Source organism: Streptomyces alboflavus (assembly GCF_000716675.1).
Classification (GTDB): domain Bacteria; phylum Actinomycetota; class Actinomycetes; order Streptomycetales; family Streptomycetaceae; genus Streptomyces; species Streptomyces alboflavus.
The window spans coordinates 20,506-36,322 of sequence record NZ_JNXT01000073.1 but is presented as its reverse complement, the minus strand read 5'-3'; the positions used below and the strand labels follow the sequence as shown (position 1 = coordinate 36,322).

14 protein-coding genes are annotated in these 15,817 nt (G+C 72.1%); 5 read left to right on the top strand and 9 right to left on the bottom strand.

All coding sequences use genetic code 11. The features are described 5' to 3' along the window. Nucleotides 1-53: 53 nt before the first annotated feature. The gene (locus OO63_RS36335; protein WP_033264797.1) at nt 54-1,256 is read right to left on the bottom strand and encodes an NsdA family TPR-like regulatory protein; all 1,203 of its coding nucleotides are present in this window, start codon (nt 1,254-1,256) and stop codon (nt 54-56) included. Between the two features lie 142 nt (nt 1,257-1,398). Here OO63_RS36335 and OO63_RS36330 point away from each other — a divergent pair, with 142 nt between their 5' ends. Further along, nucleotides 1,399-1,617, top strand: coding sequence for a hypothetical protein (locus OO63_RS36330; protein WP_030363682.1), 219 nt, complete (start codon nt 1,399-1,401; stop codon nt 1,615-1,617). 274 nt (nt 1,618-1,891) lie between these two features. Here the strand turns inward: OO63_RS36330 and OO63_RS36325 are convergent, their stop codons facing one another. Together OO63_RS36325 and OO63_RS36320 are read right to left on the bottom strand one after the other, a co-directional pair. Beyond that, nucleotides 1,892-2,155: a DUF7848 domain-containing protein gene (locus tag OO63_RS36325; RefSeq protein ID WP_030363347.1), complete on the bottom strand. Its 264-nt coding sequence runs from the start codon at nt 2,153-2,155 to the stop codon at nt 1,892-1,894. After that, nucleotides 2,152-2,595 (bottom strand): ATP-binding protein, encoded by a 444-nt coding sequence (locus OO63_RS36320; RefSeq protein ID WP_169786656.1) that lies wholly within the window; start codon nt 2,593-2,595, stop codon nt 2,152-2,154. Before OO63_RS36320 ends, OO63_RS36325 begins: the two co-directional genes overlap by 4 nt. Before the next feature lie 152 nt (nt 2,596-2,747). Between OO63_RS36320 and OO63_RS36315 the strand changes: the two genes are divergently transcribed. Together OO63_RS36315 and OO63_RS36310 are read left to right on the top strand one after the other, a co-directional pair. Then, nucleotides 2,748-3,290: a GntR family transcriptional regulator gene (locus OO63_RS36315; RefSeq protein ID WP_030363345.1), complete on the top strand. Its 543-nt coding sequence runs from the start codon at nt 2,748-2,750 to the stop codon at nt 3,288-3,290. Further along, nucleotides 3,287-4,066, top strand: coding sequence for a GntR family transcriptional regulator (locus OO63_RS36310; RefSeq protein WP_030363344.1), 780 nt, complete (start codon nt 3,287-3,289; stop codon nt 4,064-4,066). Before OO63_RS36315 ends, OO63_RS36310 begins: the two co-directional genes overlap by 4 nt. Nucleotides 4,067-4,109: 43 nt before the next feature. Here the strand turns inward: OO63_RS36310 and OO63_RS36305 are convergent, their stop codons facing one another. The 4 genes from OO63_RS36305 to OO63_RS36290 form a co-directional block, all read right to left on the bottom strand. After that, nucleotides 4,110-5,696: a hypothetical protein gene (locus tag OO63_RS36305; protein ID WP_051811528.1), complete on the bottom strand. Its 1,587-nt coding sequence runs from the start codon at nt 5,694-5,696 to the stop codon at nt 4,110-4,112. Further along, entirely contained in the window at nt 5,677-6,183 is a 507-nt protein-coding gene (locus OO63_RS36300) for a GtrA family protein (protein WP_078619586.1), read from the bottom strand. Before OO63_RS36300 ends, OO63_RS36305 begins: the two co-directional genes overlap by 20 nt. Further along, nucleotides 6,180-7,049 carry a polyprenol monophosphomannose synthase gene (locus OO63_RS36295; RefSeq protein ID WP_051811525.1) on the bottom strand — a complete coding sequence of 290 codons (870 nt, stop codon included), beginning with the start codon at nt 7,047-7,049 and terminating at the stop codon, nt 6,180-6,182. Before OO63_RS36295 ends, OO63_RS36300 begins: the two co-directional genes overlap by 4 nt. Before the next feature lie 209 nt (nt 7,050-7,258). Next, nucleotides 7,259-12,286: an NAD-glutamate dehydrogenase gene (locus OO63_RS36290; protein WP_030363340.1), complete on the bottom strand. Its 5,028-nt coding sequence runs from the start codon at nt 12,284-12,286 to the stop codon at nt 7,259-7,261. A 572-nt stretch (nt 12,287-12,858) separates the two neighbouring features. Here OO63_RS36290 and OO63_RS36285 point away from each other — a divergent pair. Further along, nucleotides 12,859-13,425 carry a DJ-1/PfpI family protein gene (locus OO63_RS36285; protein ID WP_030363339.1) on the top strand — a complete coding sequence of 189 codons (567 nt, stop codon included), beginning with the start codon at nt 12,859-12,861 and terminating at the stop codon, nt 13,423-13,425. Nucleotides 13,426-13,498: 73 nt separating this feature from the next. Here OO63_RS36285 and OO63_RS36280 read toward each other — a convergent pair whose 3' ends face one another. Together OO63_RS36280 and OO63_RS36275 are read right to left on the bottom strand one after the other, a co-directional pair. Further along, nucleotides 13,499-14,167 carry an HAD family hydrolase gene (locus OO63_RS36280; RefSeq protein WP_030363338.1) on the bottom strand — a complete coding sequence of 223 codons (669 nt, stop codon included), beginning with the start codon at nt 14,165-14,167 and terminating at the stop codon, nt 13,499-13,501. Between the two features lie 185 nt (nt 14,168-14,352). After that, entirely contained in the window at nt 14,353-14,868 is a 516-nt protein-coding gene (locus tag OO63_RS36275; protein WP_030363337.1) for a DUF6912 family protein, read from the bottom strand. Between the two features lie 335 nt (nt 14,869-15,203). Between OO63_RS36275 and OO63_RS36270 the strand changes: the two genes are divergently transcribed. Further along, a complete protein-coding gene (locus OO63_RS36270; protein ID WP_234311456.1) occupies nt 15,204-15,782 on the top strand; it encodes an Rv3235 family protein in 579 nt (192 codons plus the stop codon). The last annotated feature ends 35 nt before the right edge of the window (nt 15,783-15,817 follow it).

Sequence of the window (15,817 nt, the reverse complement as noted above, 5' to 3'; positions counted from 1 at the left end):
CGCCCCCACCACTCGGTACCCACCGCGACCGGCACCCGACCGCACGCCCCACCTCACCCGCCCCCTCCGCACCCGGGACTCAACTCCTCGTAAGCCTCACGCAGTTCCACCGCCTCGGGCAGCCCGCGCCCCTCGACCGCCCGGACGATCTCCAGGGCACGCCAGTGGTTCGCGGGCAGCAGCCGCCCGGACGCGATCGCCCGCCGCGTGGCGTCGCACGCCTCGTCGAGCCGGTCGCAGGACAGCAGCGTCAGCGCGAGGTCGATGTGGGCGGACACGGCACGGCGCGGCCAGGACGCGGCCTCCCCGCTCAGGTCGAACTGCGCGATCACCTCGCGGGCGGGCTCCTCCGCGGCGGGGTCGCCCATCCACGCCAAGGTCGTGGCGGTGTACGACGTGGCCTTCGCCGGGTCGTACTGGTAGTGGTGTTCCGGCCGGGCCCGCAGCACCATCGCGGTGGCGAGCCGCTGCACGCGCTCGATGGCGGCGTACGCCTCCCGCCGCTGTCCGAGGCGTGCGCGTGCCCGTCCCTCCTGGGCGGTCGCCTGAAGCTCGGCCGATCCCCCGCGCGGGGCGACGTGCTGGGCCGCCTGGGACAGTTCGACGGCCCGGGGACAGTCACCGGTGGTGAGCGCCCGCCAGGCCTCCGTCTCGTACGTCCACGCGTGGATCTCACGGTGCTCGGCGTGCTGGGCCAGCGAGGCCGCGGTGGTCAGCCGTGCCGTCGCGGCCCGGCTCTGCCGGAGGTCGACGTGCAGGGTCGCGGCGAGCAGCGAGAGCCAGCCGCCGAGGACGATGAGCCGCCGGTGCTCGCTCAGGGTCTTGCGGTCGTCCAGCAACTTGGTGACGTATCCCAGGTGTTGGCGTACGTCTCGCAAAAGCTCCGGAGGCGACGCGGTCTGGTAGCGGACCGCGAACTCGTCGAAGGCGCTCTCCAACCGCTGGAGCGTCTCAGCGCCGACGTCGCTGGCCCGCACGCGGCGCGCCAGCTCGACCGCTTCGAGATCGCCACCCACGCCGTCCCCCGCGTCGGCGGCCACGGCGCCCTGCCCCTCGCCGACACGCGCGGCCAGCAGCGCCCCGTCGGCGCCGGTGAGCCTGTCGAGGCCGCGCCTCAGGTTCTCGGAGGGGCGCTGCTTCCCCTTCAGGACCCGGGACAGATACGCCACGTCGTAGTTCAAGGCGCGCGCGGCCTGCCGTATGGAGATGCCCTGTTCCGCCAGGGCATCTCGGGCACAGGTGGCGAAGTCGGTCACGGGGCACTCCGGACAGTTGTCGACCGCTGACTCCCAGTTTAGTCAACGGCCGGTCCACTGGGCCGGATTGGCCGGGACAGCGAACCATCGGCAGGGCAGGCCGTCGAGACCCGGTCCGCCAGACAACCGACAGGAGCACCACATGCCCGAGCCCACGCCCTCACACGCGACCGCACCCCCGAAGACCGACTCGCCCGCCCCCGGCATGACCCTCCGCGTCTACATCGTCAGCCGCGACGGCACCATCACCCAGGACACCGGCACCCGCCGCGTCACCCCGAACAGCAGCCCTCCGCCCGCGAGTTCACGACCGCCCTTGTGTGTCTGCTCCCGCTGGGCAGGGCAGCTCACGACCCCCTGACCGGCGCGAAGGGCTTCCGCGCGCACCGGGCGGCCCGCCTGGCGACAAGCGTGTTCCGCTGACGCGGGGGGCTAGGGCGCCCCGCACCGGGGCAGGGGTCCCGACACCGGGCCCGAGGCACCCCCCTGCACTCGCCGTGCGCGCACCCCCGACCCAGCACAGCCGTGCGCCACCATCCCAGCTGATCACCCCCGCCCCGCCGCACCGCCCTTTCCCACCCACCCGCCCCCACCAGCCCGAATGAGCACATGCGGGCAGCACCTGGCCGCCCGGCCTACGGCGTGCGCACACCCGAATCCCCGTCGACCATCTCGGCGTCGAAGTACTGGAACGCCGACACCTCGAAGCCGGAATGCCGGACGGAGCCCGCATGCTTGAGGCACCACAACTGGGCGTCATCCGCCTCGAAGACGTCGGGAGAACGCTCCCCGCACGACAGGCACTTACCGGCATAGCGCACCGCCATCCCCTCGACGGTCGTCAGCGTCCACTCGGCAAACCCGTACCTGCCTCGCGCGATCCCGCCCCTCCCGCTCACGCGCGAACTCCGCGCGTCGCGTCGGCATGTACGGGCCGCGACACCTCTTCGGCTACTGCCTTGAAGACCATCCAGACAGTCTTGCCAGGGGTGTGAACGGTCACGCCGAAGTCGTCGGCCAAGGCCGCCACAAGGCGCAACCCTCGGCCACCGCACTCCTCGCCGCCCTCGCGCAGGACCCTCGGTGCCCCACCGCCGCTGTCACGCACTTCGATCCGGAGCAGCGGACCGTCCACGACAAGCGTGAGACAGAACTCGCGCCCCGGTGGAACACCGTGCAGCACGGCATTCGTCGCGAGCTCCGAGACGCAGAGCCGCACGTCGTCGTACCGGTCAGCGATGTCCGCATCCCACTCCAGCAGCGCCTCAAGAGCGAAGGCGCGCGCGGCGGGCACGGAGTCGCGTGCGCGGGGAAATCGTCGTTGCCGTGACAGGGGCACGGTGAACACCGCCTTGATCCTGGGCCGTACGATGACGAGGACCGTACTACTATTCACGAAAAGCGGAAAGGTGACCCAGAGGTGAGGCATCCGGCAAGTCGCTTAACGTGTAAAGCAGCAAGGTTGAAGCCACTGGCCACTCGGAGGACACCGTGAGCGACAGCACGTGGGTCAGCACCTCGATGCCGTATTTGGCGCCGCGAGCGGCGGGACAGCCCGACGCATGGGCGGCCGAAGCCGCTGCCCAAGGCGGCAAGGGCGGTCAGCGCATCGCGCACGCCGGCGAGGTACCGGCCCCGGACGCGGTGGCCGCGCTGCTGGGCGTGCCAGCCGGTGAGCCCGTCGTCGTACGCCGTCGGATCATCGAACTCGACGGCGAACCCTGCGAGTTGACGGACACGTACTATCCGGTGTCCATCGCCCGCGGCACCCGCCTCGCCGAGAAGGGGAAGATCCCCGGCGGTGCCGTCACCCTGCTCGCCGAACTCGGCCACGTCGGCGTACGGGTCCGGGAAGACGTCACCGCGCGCATGCCCAGCGCGGACGAGCGCGAAGCACTGCGCACAGGGACAGACGAACCCGTCCTGCGCCTGAACAGAGTCACCCTGGACAGCGACGACCAGCCGATCCAGGTCGACTCGATGGTCATGCCTGCCCATCGGCAGCAACTGCGCTATGAGATCAGGATCGGATGACCGTGCCCACCACCGAAGCCCACGCGCTCGACCGTCGCTCACTGCACGAGCGGATCGCCGCCGACCTCCGGGACGAGATCATGAGCGGCGACCTGGCCCCGGGCGGCAAGCTGCCGTCCACCGCGCAGTTGAAAGCACGCTTCGACGCATCCAACGCCACCGTCCAGAAGGCGCTTCAGCTCCTCAAGGACGAACAGCTCGTCATAGGCCGCGCCGGAGCGGCGGTCACGGTTCGCGAACACAGGCAACGAACCATGCGACCCGCCTCCTCCCTGGCTCCTTCAGAACAGGGGAAGCCCTATCGCTGGCTCACCGAGGCATCGCGGCACGGCACGTCCGCGCGCATCACACTGCTGGACGTGGCAGAGACGCACCCGCCCTCCGATGTCGCGGCCGCCCTGCATCTCGCCGACGGCGAAACGGCGCTGCTGCGGCGACAGCTCCTCACCATCGACGACGAACCGGCCGAACTGGTCACGTCTTACTACCAGTTGGCCATGGCGCGGGGTACGGCCATCATGGACAAGCGGCGGATCAAAGGCGGCACCCCGACCCTGCTCGCCGAGCTCGGATTCCCGCCGCGCCGCAGCGTGGACCGCGTTTCCGCCAGGGTCCCCACCCAGGACCAACACCAGGCCCTGCGGCTGCCCGGCGTCCTCCCGGTACTTCACACCCTGCGCGTCGTCTACAGCGACAACGACCGCCCCATCGAGGTCACCGTCATGGTGAAGGCAGGCCATCTCTACGAGCTGCAGTACGAGTTCACACCCGAGTGACGCTGCGGAGCAGACAAGATCACCCCATGCGGGAGCGGACGACTCACCCCACCACCCGATAGAGCCTCTGCCCCCTCGGCCCCACCCCCACCTTCCGCAGCGCGGGGTCGCCCTCGCCCAACCCCCCGTCCCCGGGGTACGCCACAACCCACCGCACCCCATACCGCCGCAGCACCCCCACCCTCTCCTCCCGGGTCGCCCCCGGCGCGAAGTACCGGCGCACGGCGTCCTCGCGCGCAACTTCGTCGGGGAGGAAGAAGTCGGGGTAGCCGGGGGCCACGGTGTACGCGCCGTAGGCGGGGATCTGGCGGGCGGGGAAGGTCTTGGCCATGACGACGTCTCCGTACCGGACCCATGGGGTGATCCAGCGGTAGCCGGGCCACGGCGGGCGGTACTTCGCGGCGACGGCGGCGGGGAGTGCGCCCCTGGGGAGGACGTAGCCCAGCGTCCCCGCCTGGGCCCACGCGCCGACGGCCAGGGCTGCGGTGAGGGCGCAGGCGAGAGCGGGCGCGAGGGCGGGGGCGAGGACCCGGCGGGGGCTGCGGGCGGGGGCCGTCGGCAGCGGGGCGAGCGCCGTCCCCACCGCCCGCGCCGCCCCGGCCGCCCCCGCCGCCCCGACCACAGCCGCCACCTCCACCGCCGCCGCGACCTGCGCCGGGATCAGCGCCGCGGGCAGCACCCGGCCCCACGAGTAGTGGCCGCTCAGGCCCCCGGCGGCGAACACGACCGCGCCGAGCGCGAAGAAGAGGACGAGCGGATCGCGCTGGTCGCGGCGGAAGCGCAGGGCGAGCGCGGCCACGCCGAGGAGGGCGAGGCCGAAGCGGCCGAGGAGGTCGCGGTACAGGGAGCGGTGGATCTCCTCCAGGTCCCCACCCGCGCCGAGGAGGTCGAAGAAGGAGTAGTAGGGCCAGGCGGCGAGGACGAGGAGGCCGAGGGCGAGGCCCACGCCCAGGCGGCAGAGCGTCGCGCGCGAGGGCCACGGCCGGGCCCCGAGGAGCATCGCCGCCGCGCCGAGTGAGGCGACGACGCCCGTGAACTGGTGGGTGAGGAGGACGGTCGCCCAGAGCACCCCGAGGCCGAGGAACACCCCCCACCCCGAGCCCGCCCGCAGGGCCTTGCGCAGGCACGCCCACAGGTGGAAGGACAGGCCAAGGGCGAAAGTACTCGGGTACGACACCGTGAGGGCGAGGGAGTTGAGGCCGAGGAAGCCGCTCCAGGCGAAGAGGGCCGGGCCCCAGAGGAACAGCACGCACAGCACGGCGAGCGGCGGGGCGGCCCGGCGTTTCGTCAGCGTGCGGACGAAGTGCCAGATGCCGGAGAGGAGGAGGGCGAGGCCGACGACGGCCGCGCCGCGCAGCACGCCGAAGACGCCCGCGCCCGTCGCCTTGGCGACGAAGCCGAGGAGGACCGTCCACGGGGAGTAGTAGGGGCTCGGCACGTCGGCGTCGACCAGCGGATCGCCGGGGTGGAGCGGATCGTGGCGGAGGCGTTCGATCGTCGCCGCGTGGATGCCCAGGTCACCGGCCCAGGGGAGGCGGACGACGACGGCGAGAAGAAGGGCGGCGACGACGCCCGCCACCGCCCGGAGGCCCCACAACCGGCGGGACCGGCTACGGCCGCCGGGCGTCATGGTGGGCCCGATGCTGGAACACCCACGTCCGGTACACCAGGAAGCGGAACGCCGAGGCCAGCACGATGGACTGGGCCTTGGCGATGTTCGAGCCGAGCGGCCCGTTGAGGCCCGCCCCGTGGTACGCGGCGTAGAACAGCAGGCTCTCCATGGCCACGCCGATGCCGCTGAAGACGAAGAAGAGGGCGATCTGCCGCTTCGTGCGCGAGGCGCGGTCCCGGTACGCGTAGAAGCGGAAGCCGAGGTAATTGGTGCCCATGGCGACGCAGCTCGCCAGGACGGTGGCGGTCATGGGGGCCGAACTCAGGCCGTGCAGAAGGAGGTTGAAGACAACCAGGTTGACGGCCACGCCGGAGCCGCCGACGACGCCGAACTTGACCAGTTCAAGGAAGAGGCGGCGCAGCCGCGCCAGGGGCAGGCGGGCGTCCGGCGCGGTGACGGCCGGCGACGCCGTGGCCGACCCCTCGTGCAACGTGCTCGTCGTCATCCGCGCGTTCCCGGCCTGCCACCCCGGGCTCCGTCCGCGCCGCCCGAGGCCCCCGCGCCCCGGAACCGCAGCTTCCACGGCATGACCACCGACTCCAGCTGCACCATCAGATTCATCTTGGACTCGCCGACCGTCCGGTCCTCGAAGTGGATCGGGACCTCCATGACGTCGAGGCCGTGGCCCACCGCCCGGTACTTCATCTCGACCTGGAAGCTGTAGCCCGCGCTGTCGACGGACCCGAGGTCGACGGCGCGCACGGCGTCGGCCCGCCACAGGTTGAAGCCGCCGGTGATGTCGCGGACGCGGGTGCCGAGGATGGTGCCCGCGTAGGCGTTGGCCCAGCGGGACAGGAGCTTGCGGTGGGCGCCCCAGGCGTCGGAGAGCGTGCCGCCCTGGACGTACCGGCTGCCGACGACGACCCCGGCGTCCGTGGCGAGCGCGACGCCGAGCAGCTCCGCGACCTTCGCCACGGGGTGGCTGCCGTCGGCGTCCATCTGCAGGACGTAGTGCGCGCCCTCGGCGACGGCGTGCGCCATGCCCGCCGCGTAGGCCCGGCCGAGGCCGTCCTTCTCGGTGCGGTGCAGCACGCTCATGCGGCGGCGGCCGGACGTCTCCGCGTGCCGCCGCGCGTGCTCCTCGGCGATGTCGCCGGTGCCGTCGGGGCTGGAGTCGTCGACGACGAGCAGGCTGAGGCCGGGCAGCGGCAGGGTGAGCAGCGCGTCGGCCATGCCGGGCAGGTTCCCCGCCTCGTTGTACGTGGGCATGACGACGGTCAGGGGCGTCGCGGCCCACTCCTCGGGCAGCCGTCCGGCGCCGAGCACCTGGACCGCGCGCTCCGCGGCGTCCAGCGGACTTGCATCTGTCATCGGCTCACCTTGTGACCTTCCCGACCCGTACGGACTCCTCAGTCAGACAATCTCACCTACCGTAGCCCAAATGCCCGAATTAATGAGATATGGCAAGTCTCGTCACCCGTTCCGCAGACGGCGGGTACCCCCCGGCCCCGCCACGAACGCCGACGGGGGCGCCCCGCACCACACGGTGCGGGGCGCCCCCGGCAACGTAGAGCGACCGCCTACGAATGCGTGCGCAGCAGCGTCCGCATCGTCCGCATCGCCACCGACAGGTTCGCCAGGTCGAAGGCGTCGGAGCCCTGGATCTCCTCCAGGGTGGTCCGGGCCCGGCCCAGGATCGCCGCGTTCTTCTCCTCCCACGCCTTGAAGCGCTGCTCCGGCGTGGCCGCGCCGTTGCCGACCGCGAGCACGTCGGCCGTCAGCGCGGCGTGCGCCGCGTACAGGTCCTCGCGGATGGAGGCGCGGGCCATGGACTGCCAGCGGTCGGCCCGCGGCAGCTCGATGATCCGGTCCATGAGCTGGGTGATCCGCAGCCGGTCGGCGAGGTCGTAGTAGATCTCGGCGACGGCCAGCGGCTCCTTGCCCATGCGGTCCGCGACGGCCACGATGTCGAGCGAGGGGAAGGCCGAGGAGAACCCGGCGACCCGCTGCGCCAGCTCGTCGGGGACACCGGCCCCGGCCAGCTCCTCGCGGATGTTCTCGTACCACTCCAGGTCGGAGCCGCGCATCAGCTTCGGCAGCTCGGTCCACACCTGGTCGACACCGGCGCGGAAGAACTCGACGGTCTCGGCGAGCTGCAACGGCTGCGGCCGGTTGTTGAGCAGCCAGCGCGTGCCGCGCTCGACGAGGCGGCGGCAGTGCAGCCGCACCCGCGTCTGGACGTCGGCGGCCACCTCGTTGTCGAGCGCCTCGACGGCGTCCCAGACCTCGCCGAGCCCGAAGATCTCGCGCGCGGCGAGCTGCGCCCGCACGATCTCCTCGAGCGAGGCGCCGGTCTCCTCGCGCAGCCGGTGCAGGAAGGTCGAGCCACCGGTGTTGACGGTGTCGTTGACCAGGACGGTCGTGATGATCTCGCGGCGCAGCGCGTGCGCGTCGACCTGCTCGGCGAACTTCTCGCGCAGCGCCTTCGGGAAGTACGCGTGCAGGAGCCGCCGCAGATAGTCGTCGTCGGGCAGCGACGTGTGGATCAGCTCGTCCGCGGCCACGATCTTCGTGTACGCGAGGAGCACGGCCAGCTCGGGCTGCGAGAGGCCGCGGCCGGAGCTGAGCAGTTCCCGGATCTGCCGGTCGGTGGGCAGGAACTCAAGACCCCGGTCGAGCTGGCCCTCACGGCCCAGGCGGCGCATGAACCGCTGGTGGGCGTGGAGCAGCGAGGGCGACTCGAAGACGGAGTTGGCGAGCGCGGTGTTCTGCGCGTAGTTGTTGCGCAGGACGAGCTGGCCGACCTCGTCGGTCATGGCGGCGAGCAGCTTGTTGCGCTGCTTGACGGTCATGTCCCCGGCCTGCACCACGGCGTTCAGCAGGATCTTGATGTTCACCTCGTGGTCGGAGGTGTCCACGCCCGCGCTGTTGTCGATGGCGTCGGTGTTGATACGTCCGCCGGAGCGCGCGAACTCGATGCGGCCGAGCTGGGTCAGGCCCAGGTTGCCGCCCTCGCCGACGACCTTCACACGCAGGTCGGCGCCGTCGACGCGGATGGCGTCGTTGGCCTTGTCGCCGACGTCGGCGTGCGACTCGGAGGCCGCCTTCACGTACGTGCCGATGCCGCCGTTCCACAGCAGGTCGACGGGCGCCTTGAGGATGGCCTGCATCAGCTCGGCCGGGGTCATCTTGGCGCCGCCGGTCTCGATGCCGAGTGCCTGGCGGATGTGGGCGTTGAGCTGGATCGCCTTGGCGGAGCGGGGGAAGATCCCGCCGCCCGCGGAGAGCAGCTCCTTGTTGTAGTCGGCCCAGCTGGAGCGGGGCAGCTCGAACAGGCGGCGGCGCTCGGCGTAGGAGGTGGCCGCGTCCGGGTTCGGGTCGATGAAGATGTGCCGATGGTCGAAGGCGGCGACCAGGCGGATGTGCTCGGAGAGCAGCATGCCGTTGCCGAAGACGTCGCCGGACATGTCGCCGACGCCGACCGCGGTGAAGTCCTCGGTCTGGGTGTCGTGGCCCAGCTCGCGGAAGTGCCGCTTCACCGACTCCCAGGCGCCGCGGGCGGTGATGCCCATGCCCTTGTGGTCGTAGCCCGCGGAGCCGCCGGAGGCGAAGGCGTCCCCGAGCCAGAAGTTGTACGACTCGGCGACCTCGTTGGCGATGTCGGAGAACGTCGCCGTGCCCTTGTCGGCCGCGACCACCAGATAGGTGTCGTCCTCGTCGTGCCGGACGACGTCCGCCGGGGGCACGACCTCGCCCGCGACCAGGTTGTCGGTGATGTCGAGCAGCGCCGAGATGAACGTCTTGTAGCAGGCGACGCCCTCGGCCAGCCACGCGTCGCGGTCCACGGACGGGTCGGGCAGCTGCTTGGCGACGAAGCCGCCCTTCGCGCCGACCGGCACGATGACGGTGTTCTTGACCATCTGCGCCTTGACCAGGCCGAGGATCTCCGTGCGGAAGTCCTCACGCCGGTCGGACCAGCGCAGTCCGCCGCGCGCGACCTTGCCGAAGCGCAGGTGGACACCCTCGACGCGCGGCGAGTACACCCAGATCTCGTACGCGGGGCGCGGCTCGGGCAGGTCGGGGATGGCCTGCGGGTCCAGCTTCATGGAGACGTACGAGTGCGGCTTGCCGCCCGCCGCCTCCTGGAAGAAGTTCGTGCGCAGCGTCGCCTTGATGACGGTGAGGAAGGAGCGCAGGATGCGGTCCTCGTCGAGCGAGGCGACCTGGTCGAGCGCCCCGTCGAGCTCTTCGAGCAGCCCGTCGGTCAGCTCCGTGCCCGCGCGCTGGCGGTCCGGGGACATCCGGGCCTCGAACAGCGAGACGAGCAGCCGGGTGGTGTGGACGTTGTTGAGGAGGGTGTCCTCCATGTAGTCCTGGCTGAACGTGGAGCCCGCCTGGCGCAGGTACTTGGCGTACGCCCGCAGGACCATCGCCTGGCGCCAGTTCAGACCGGCGCGCAGGACGAGCGAGTTGAAGCCGTCGACCTCGGCGTCGCCGGTCCAGGCGGCGGCAAAGGCCTCCTGGAAGCGGCCCCGGCCGTCGTCGCCCAGGTAGTCGCCGTTGCCGTTCTGCGCCTTCGGCATGCGCAGGCCGAAGTCGTAGATCCAGGCGCTGGTGCGGTCCGAGCAGCGCAGCTCGTACGGCCGCTCGTCGGTGACCTCGACGCCGAGGCGCTGGAGCACCGGCAGGACGGCCGAGAGGGAGACCTGGGCGCCGGAGCGGTAGATCTTGAAGCGGCGCTCGTCGGGGGCGGCGCCCACCGGCTCGTACAGGCTGAGCGCGAAGTCCTGCTGGCTCTGCTGGGAGAGCCGCTCCAGGTGGACGAGGTCGGCGACGGCGGCGCGCGGGGTGTGGTCGGCCTTGTAGCCCTCGGGGAAGGCGTTGGCGTACCGGCGAAGGAGCTCCGCGGCGCGCTCCTCGCCGAGCTCGGCGTTCAGCGCCTCGCCGAAGCCGTCGGCCCAGGAGCGGGCGGCCTCGACCAGGCGGGCCTCGATGCGCTCGACGTCGGCGTCGGACAGGTCGGGGACCTCGCCGCCCTTGGGGACGCGGACGACGAAGTGGATGCGGGAGAGGATCGACTCGGTGTTCCAGGCCGTGAAGTCGACGCTGGCGCCGTTCAGCTCCTCCTTGAGGATGTCGATGATCCGCAGCCGGACGCCCGTGGTGTAGCGGTCGCGCGGCAGGTAGACGAGCGCGGAGTAGTAGCGGCCGTACTCGTCCTTGCGCAGGTAGAGGCGCAGGCGGCGGCGCTCCTGGAGGTAGAGCACGGACGTGACGATGGACCGCAGCTCGTCGGCCGGGGTCTGGAACAGCTCGTCGCGCGGGTAGGTCTCCAGGATCTGCAGCAGGTCCCGGCCGTCGTGGCTGTTGGGCGTGAAGCCCGCGCCCTTGAGGACCTCCTCGACCTTGCGGCGGATCACCGGGACGCGGCGCACGGACTCGGTGTACGCGGCCGAGGAGAACAGGCCGAGGAAGCGGCGCTCGCCGACGACCTCGCCGTTCTCGTCGAACTTCTTCACGCCGACGTAGTCGAGGTAGCTCGGCCGGTGCACGGTCGAGCGGCTGTTGGCCTTGGTCAGGACGAGCAGCTTGTGCTCGCGGGCCTTGGCGCGGGCGTCGGCGGGAAGCCGGTTGAAGGACGGGCTGACCGGGTGGTGGTCGTCGCCCTCGCTGTGCTGCGGGTCGGCGCGCAGGATACCGAGGCCGGTGCCGGGGACGGCGGCGAGGGAGTCCTCGTCCGTCAGGTCGTACTCGCGGTAGCCGAGGAACGTGAAGTGGTCGGCGGCCAGCCAGCGAAGCAGTTCGCGGGCCTCCTCGACCTCCTGGTCACGGACGTCGTCGGCGGTCGGCTCGGTCGGCAGCTCGTCGGCGATGCGCAGCGCGGCGTCGCGCATCTTGCCCCAGTCCTCGACCGTCTCGCGGACGTCGGACAGGATGCGCAGCAGGTCGGCGGTGATCTGCTTGAGGTCGGCGCGGTCGGTCTCGCGGTCGATCTCGACGTGGATCCAGGACTCGGTGACGGCGTCGTGCGGGCGCTCGGCGGTGTTCTGGCCCTCGGGAAGTACGTCGAGGAGCTTGCCGGTGAGGTCGCGGCGGACCACGACCTGCGGGTGGATCACGACGTGGATGCCGCGGCCCTGCCGGGACAGCTCGTTGGTGACGGAGTCCACCAGGAACGGCATGTCGTCGGTCACGACCTCGACGATGGAGTGGCTGCAGTTCCAGCCGTTCTCCTCGACCGTCGGGGTGTGCACCCGGACGTTGGCGGTGCCCTGGGGGCGGTTCTCGGCCAGCCGGAAGTGGGAGTAGGCGGCGCCGAAGACGTCGACCGGGTCGCGGTCGCTCAGGTCCTCGGGGGCCGTGTGGAGGTAGTACCGCTGGAGGAACGCGAGCACCTTGGAGGGGTCCGACGGGGTGGCCTGGTCGGCCGCGGGGGCCTTGCCGCCCTTGCGGGCCCCGGCCGGACCCGACCCGCCGGTGTCGTGGCTCCCGCCCGTGGACCCGGTCGGTGCTCCCGTTGGCAGGCGCCCCCCGACCGGGCTGTTCTCAGCTACCCGGGCGGCCCGCGCGAGCAGCTCGGCCTTGGCTTCGTCCAGCTTGGTCTGCATTGTCCTCTGACTCCTGTCGCGCGCCGTTGCGTGACGTAGAAGGAAGTGATGTGACATGACGCCGCGACGCGGGGTCTCCGGTCGAGGTCGACGTTATGCCGCGATGAGCCCTGAGCGAGCGGAAATCCGCCAATTCCGGCGGAGTCATGGGTCGGCCCAGGTGTCCGTGATGTCGACGATGTCCGCGCCGTACGCTCCGAGAAGAGTCGTCAGCGAGGCGCCCGGCACGGTTCGTGTACACCGTGGTCTCCGGGCGCGGGGCGGAGGCGGCGTCGCCTCCGCGGGATATCGCGCTGATCACGGGACAAGGCTATCGCCCCGGACCCGGAAGTCGTCATGAGCCGTATGTGTACAAAACCAGTGCGTCAATTTTGACAGTCTGCACAGTCGTCTCACGCTCATCGTGTGCAGATCCGGCCACAGGCGCTCGGCGGGCCCGCGCCGGGCCCGCCGCCCGCGCGACCCGGGCGCCCTCTTGGCAAACGCGGCCGGGCGATGCACGTTGGGCGTGACGGACCGAACAGCGCGCGACCCGACCCTGGCGGCACCAGCGACCCTGGGAGCGAACAGCGATGGCAGCCAAGATCCTGATAATCACCGGTGACGCGGCGGAGTCACTGGAGGTCCTCTATCCCTACCAGCGGCTGCGCGAGGAGGGGTACGACGTCCACATCGCGGCCCCGGCCCGCAAGAAGCTCCAGTTCGTGGTGCACGACTTCGAGCCGGGCTTCGACACATACACCGAGAAGCCGGGCTACACCTGGCCCTCCGACCTGGCCTTCGCCGAGGTCGACCCCGGTCAGTACGTCGCCCTGGTCATCCCGGGCGGGCGCGCCCCCGAGTATCTGCGCGGCGACCCCGAGCTGCGCAAGATCCTCAAGTCCTTCTTCGACGCGGACAAGCCCGTCGCCCAGATCTGCCACGGCCCCCTGCTCACCGCGGCCGTCGGCGCCCTCGCGGGCCGCCGCGTCACGGCCTACCCGGCCCTTGAAATCGACATGCAGTCGGCGGGCGCCACCTTCCAGGACGCGGAAGCGGTGGTCGACGGCACCCTGGTCTCTGCCCGGGCCTGGCCGGACCACTCCCGCTGGATGCGGGAATTCCTGACGGTGCTGCGGGCGAAGGCGCCGGTGACGTAGCTCTTCCGCGCCGCGGTGCCCGCTGGGGGCGGCCGGTTCCCGCTGGGGGCGGTCGGTCCGGCAGGCCCCGCGCTCAGGCGACCAGCCGCTCCGCGGTCTCCACGGCCTCCCCCAGGCTGTCGACCACGGGCACCCCGGCGGCCTCCAGGCTCACCCGGCTGTGCGACCCGCCGGTGTAGAGCACGGCCTGGGCCCCCACGTGCGCGGCGGCCACGGCGTCGTCCAGCGCGTCCCCGATCACCACGATCCGCCGGGCCTCGACCTCCCCCAGCTCCCCGAGGTGGCGCACCATCCGCTCGGCCTTCCCGGCGTGGGACGTGTCCGTGCGCCCGTCGATCCGCACGAACCGCTCGGCGATCCCGTGCCGCCGCACCAACGGCACCAGCTGCTCGTGCGGAGCGAGCGACAACAACGACTGCGTACGCCCCTCGGCCTGCCGCGACGCGAGCAGCTCGGCCGCCCCCTCGGCGAGCCCGCACGCGTCCACCCGCGCCCCGTAGTGCTTGTGGAACACCGCGTCCATGACCAGCCACTCGTCCTCGGTGGGCAGCCGCCCCATCAGCCGCTCGTAGAACAGCGGCACCGGCACGCAGTACAGATCCCGATACCGCTCCAGCGTGATCGGCTCCAGCCCGATCTCCAGGAACGACGCGTTCGTCGCCCCGATCACCGCGTCGATGTCGTGCAGAAGGGTCCCGTTCCAGTCCCAGATGATGTGCGCCCCGCGCTGTGGCTTCCCCATGCCCAAGACCGTACCCGGCCCCACCGACAACCCGACCGGACCAGGCCCCACCTGGGGCGCGACCGCCCGGGAGCCACGCGCGGGGCTGCGTCCGGGGCTGTTCCGGGGCCGGTCCGGGGCCGGTCCGGAGCTGCTCCGGCGTCACTCCGGGGCTGCTCCGGGGCTGCTCGGGGACTCTTCCGGGACTACGCCTCGGGCCGCACCAGGTTCGGGATCTCCTGCGTGGCGAACCAGAGCAGCTCGTGGTCCTCGGCCCCGTCCACGACGAACTGCGCGTCGTCGTCCCCCTGGTCCGCCGCCCCGAGCGCGTCCGCCGCAGCGATGACGTCGGCCTCGGCGTCCCCGCCGTCCACATGCACCGCGGCCGCCTTGGCCAACGGCAGCGCGGCCGTGATCCGCACCTCGCCGAGCGCGCCCCGGTCGAGCCCGCGGTCGGGGTCGACGACAGCCTCGCCGTCCGGCACGTCCGCCGCGAGGACGACCCGGCGCCGCGCGGTCCCCGGCTCCCCGGCGAGCAGCCGCAGCGAGTGCAGCGCCGCCCGGTTCAGGGCCGCGTACTCCAGCTCCTCCAGGTCGTCCGAGACGTACCACTCGCGCAGCGCGGGCGTCACGGCGTACGCGGTCAGCGGCCCGGGACCCAGCTCACCGGCCTCGTGCGCCTGCGCGAGACGGGGCAGTGTCAGGGGAACGTACACGCGCATGGCTGGCCGCTTTCGTAGTCGCGAAGGCTCCCGGGAGGGGCCTCCAGGACTCCCGGGACGGGCCCCCAGGATACGTGCGGGCGTCCCCCTTCGAGCTGCCGCCCGAGCCGTCGACCGCGTCCACCCCGGTCCAGGTCATCACCCGCCAAGACCCGGTGAGCACAGGCCCCGGACCACCCCCGCTCACCCAGATGAGTGAACCGTCCCGTGGCGCCCGGGCCCCCTCGGCGACCGTTGCGGCGACCGCCCCGGCCGCCGTACAAGATCCCCAGCACAAGTTACCGCCCGGTACCTCCGGGCCGTCCCGGCACCGCACCCCGAAACGGAGCCCCACCGTGCACGAGCCCACGACCGCCTCCCGCCCCGCCCACGACCCCAGGACGGCCCCTCGGCCGCACACACCGCCCGCCCCCATGCCCAAGGTCATGACGCGGCCCCGCCGCCGCCCCGGCGGCCCCCGCCCACCGGCGACGCGGCCCCCGGGCGGCCGCCCGCCCGGCACCCGTCCGCCCGGCCGCCACGACACCCGCGTCCCCGAGCCACGGCGCCCGCACCGCCCGCTCACGCCGGTCCAGCCGCCCCCGCACCCCACCGAGCTGTTCACGGAGCGCCTGATGCTGGTCCTCAGCGGCCAGCGCCCCCTGCACTGGGTGGCCCGGCACATCGCCCACACCGCGTACGACGACCTGGCCCGCCTGGCCGAGAGCCGCCCCCTGGGCACGGTCGGCGGCCACCGCCCGGCCGTGCACCGCGTCGGGCACTACGAGGTGCGCCCCGGGGTCTTCGAGGTCTTCGCGCGCGTGGGCGCGGGCACCGCGTTACGCGCCCTCGCGTTCCGTCTGCACCGGGGCGACGACCAGCGCTGGCGCTGCACGGCGGTGGAGGTGGCGGGGCCGCCGCTGCATCGGGGGTGAGGGCCGCAAACACGAAGGGCCGGGCACCATCCGGT

What these genes read in the sequence shown, in the direction of transcription:
- OO63_RS36330 (WP_030363682.1), top strand. Translation starts at nt 1,399, where the DNA reads ATGCCCGAGCCCACGCCCTCACACGCGACCGCACCCCCGAAGACCGAC.
- OO63_RS36310 (WP_030363344.1), top strand. Translation starts at nt 3,287, where the DNA reads ATGACCGTGCCCACCACCGAAGCCCACGCGCTCGACCGTCGCTCACTG.
- OO63_RS36305 (WP_051811528.1), bottom strand. Translation starts at nt 5,696, where the DNA reads ATGACGCCCGGCGGCCGTAGCCGGTCCCGCCGGTTGTGGGGCCTCCGG.
- OO63_RS36300 (WP_078619586.1), bottom strand. Translation starts at nt 6,183, where the DNA reads ATGACGACGAGCACGTTGCACGAGGGGTCGGCCACGGCGTCGCCGGCC.
- OO63_RS36295 (WP_051811525.1), bottom strand. Translation starts at nt 7,049, where the DNA reads ATGACAGATGCAAGTCCGCTGGACGCCGCGGAGCGCGCGGTCCAGGTG.
- OO63_RS36290 (WP_030363340.1), bottom strand. Translation starts at nt 12,286, where the DNA reads ATGCAGACCAAGCTGGACGAAGCCAAGGCCGAGCTGCTCGCGCGGGCC.
- OO63_RS36285 (WP_030363339.1), top strand. Translation starts at nt 12,859, where the DNA reads ATGGCAGCCAAGATCCTGATAATCACCGGTGACGCGGCGGAGTCACTG.
- OO63_RS36280 (WP_030363338.1), bottom strand. Translation starts at nt 14,167, where the DNA reads ATGGGGAAGCCACAGCGCGGGGCGCACATCATCTGGGACTGGAACGGG.
- OO63_RS36275 (WP_030363337.1), bottom strand. Translation starts at nt 14,868, where the DNA reads ATGCGCGTGTACGTTCCCCTGACACTGCCCCGTCTCGCGCAGGCGCAC.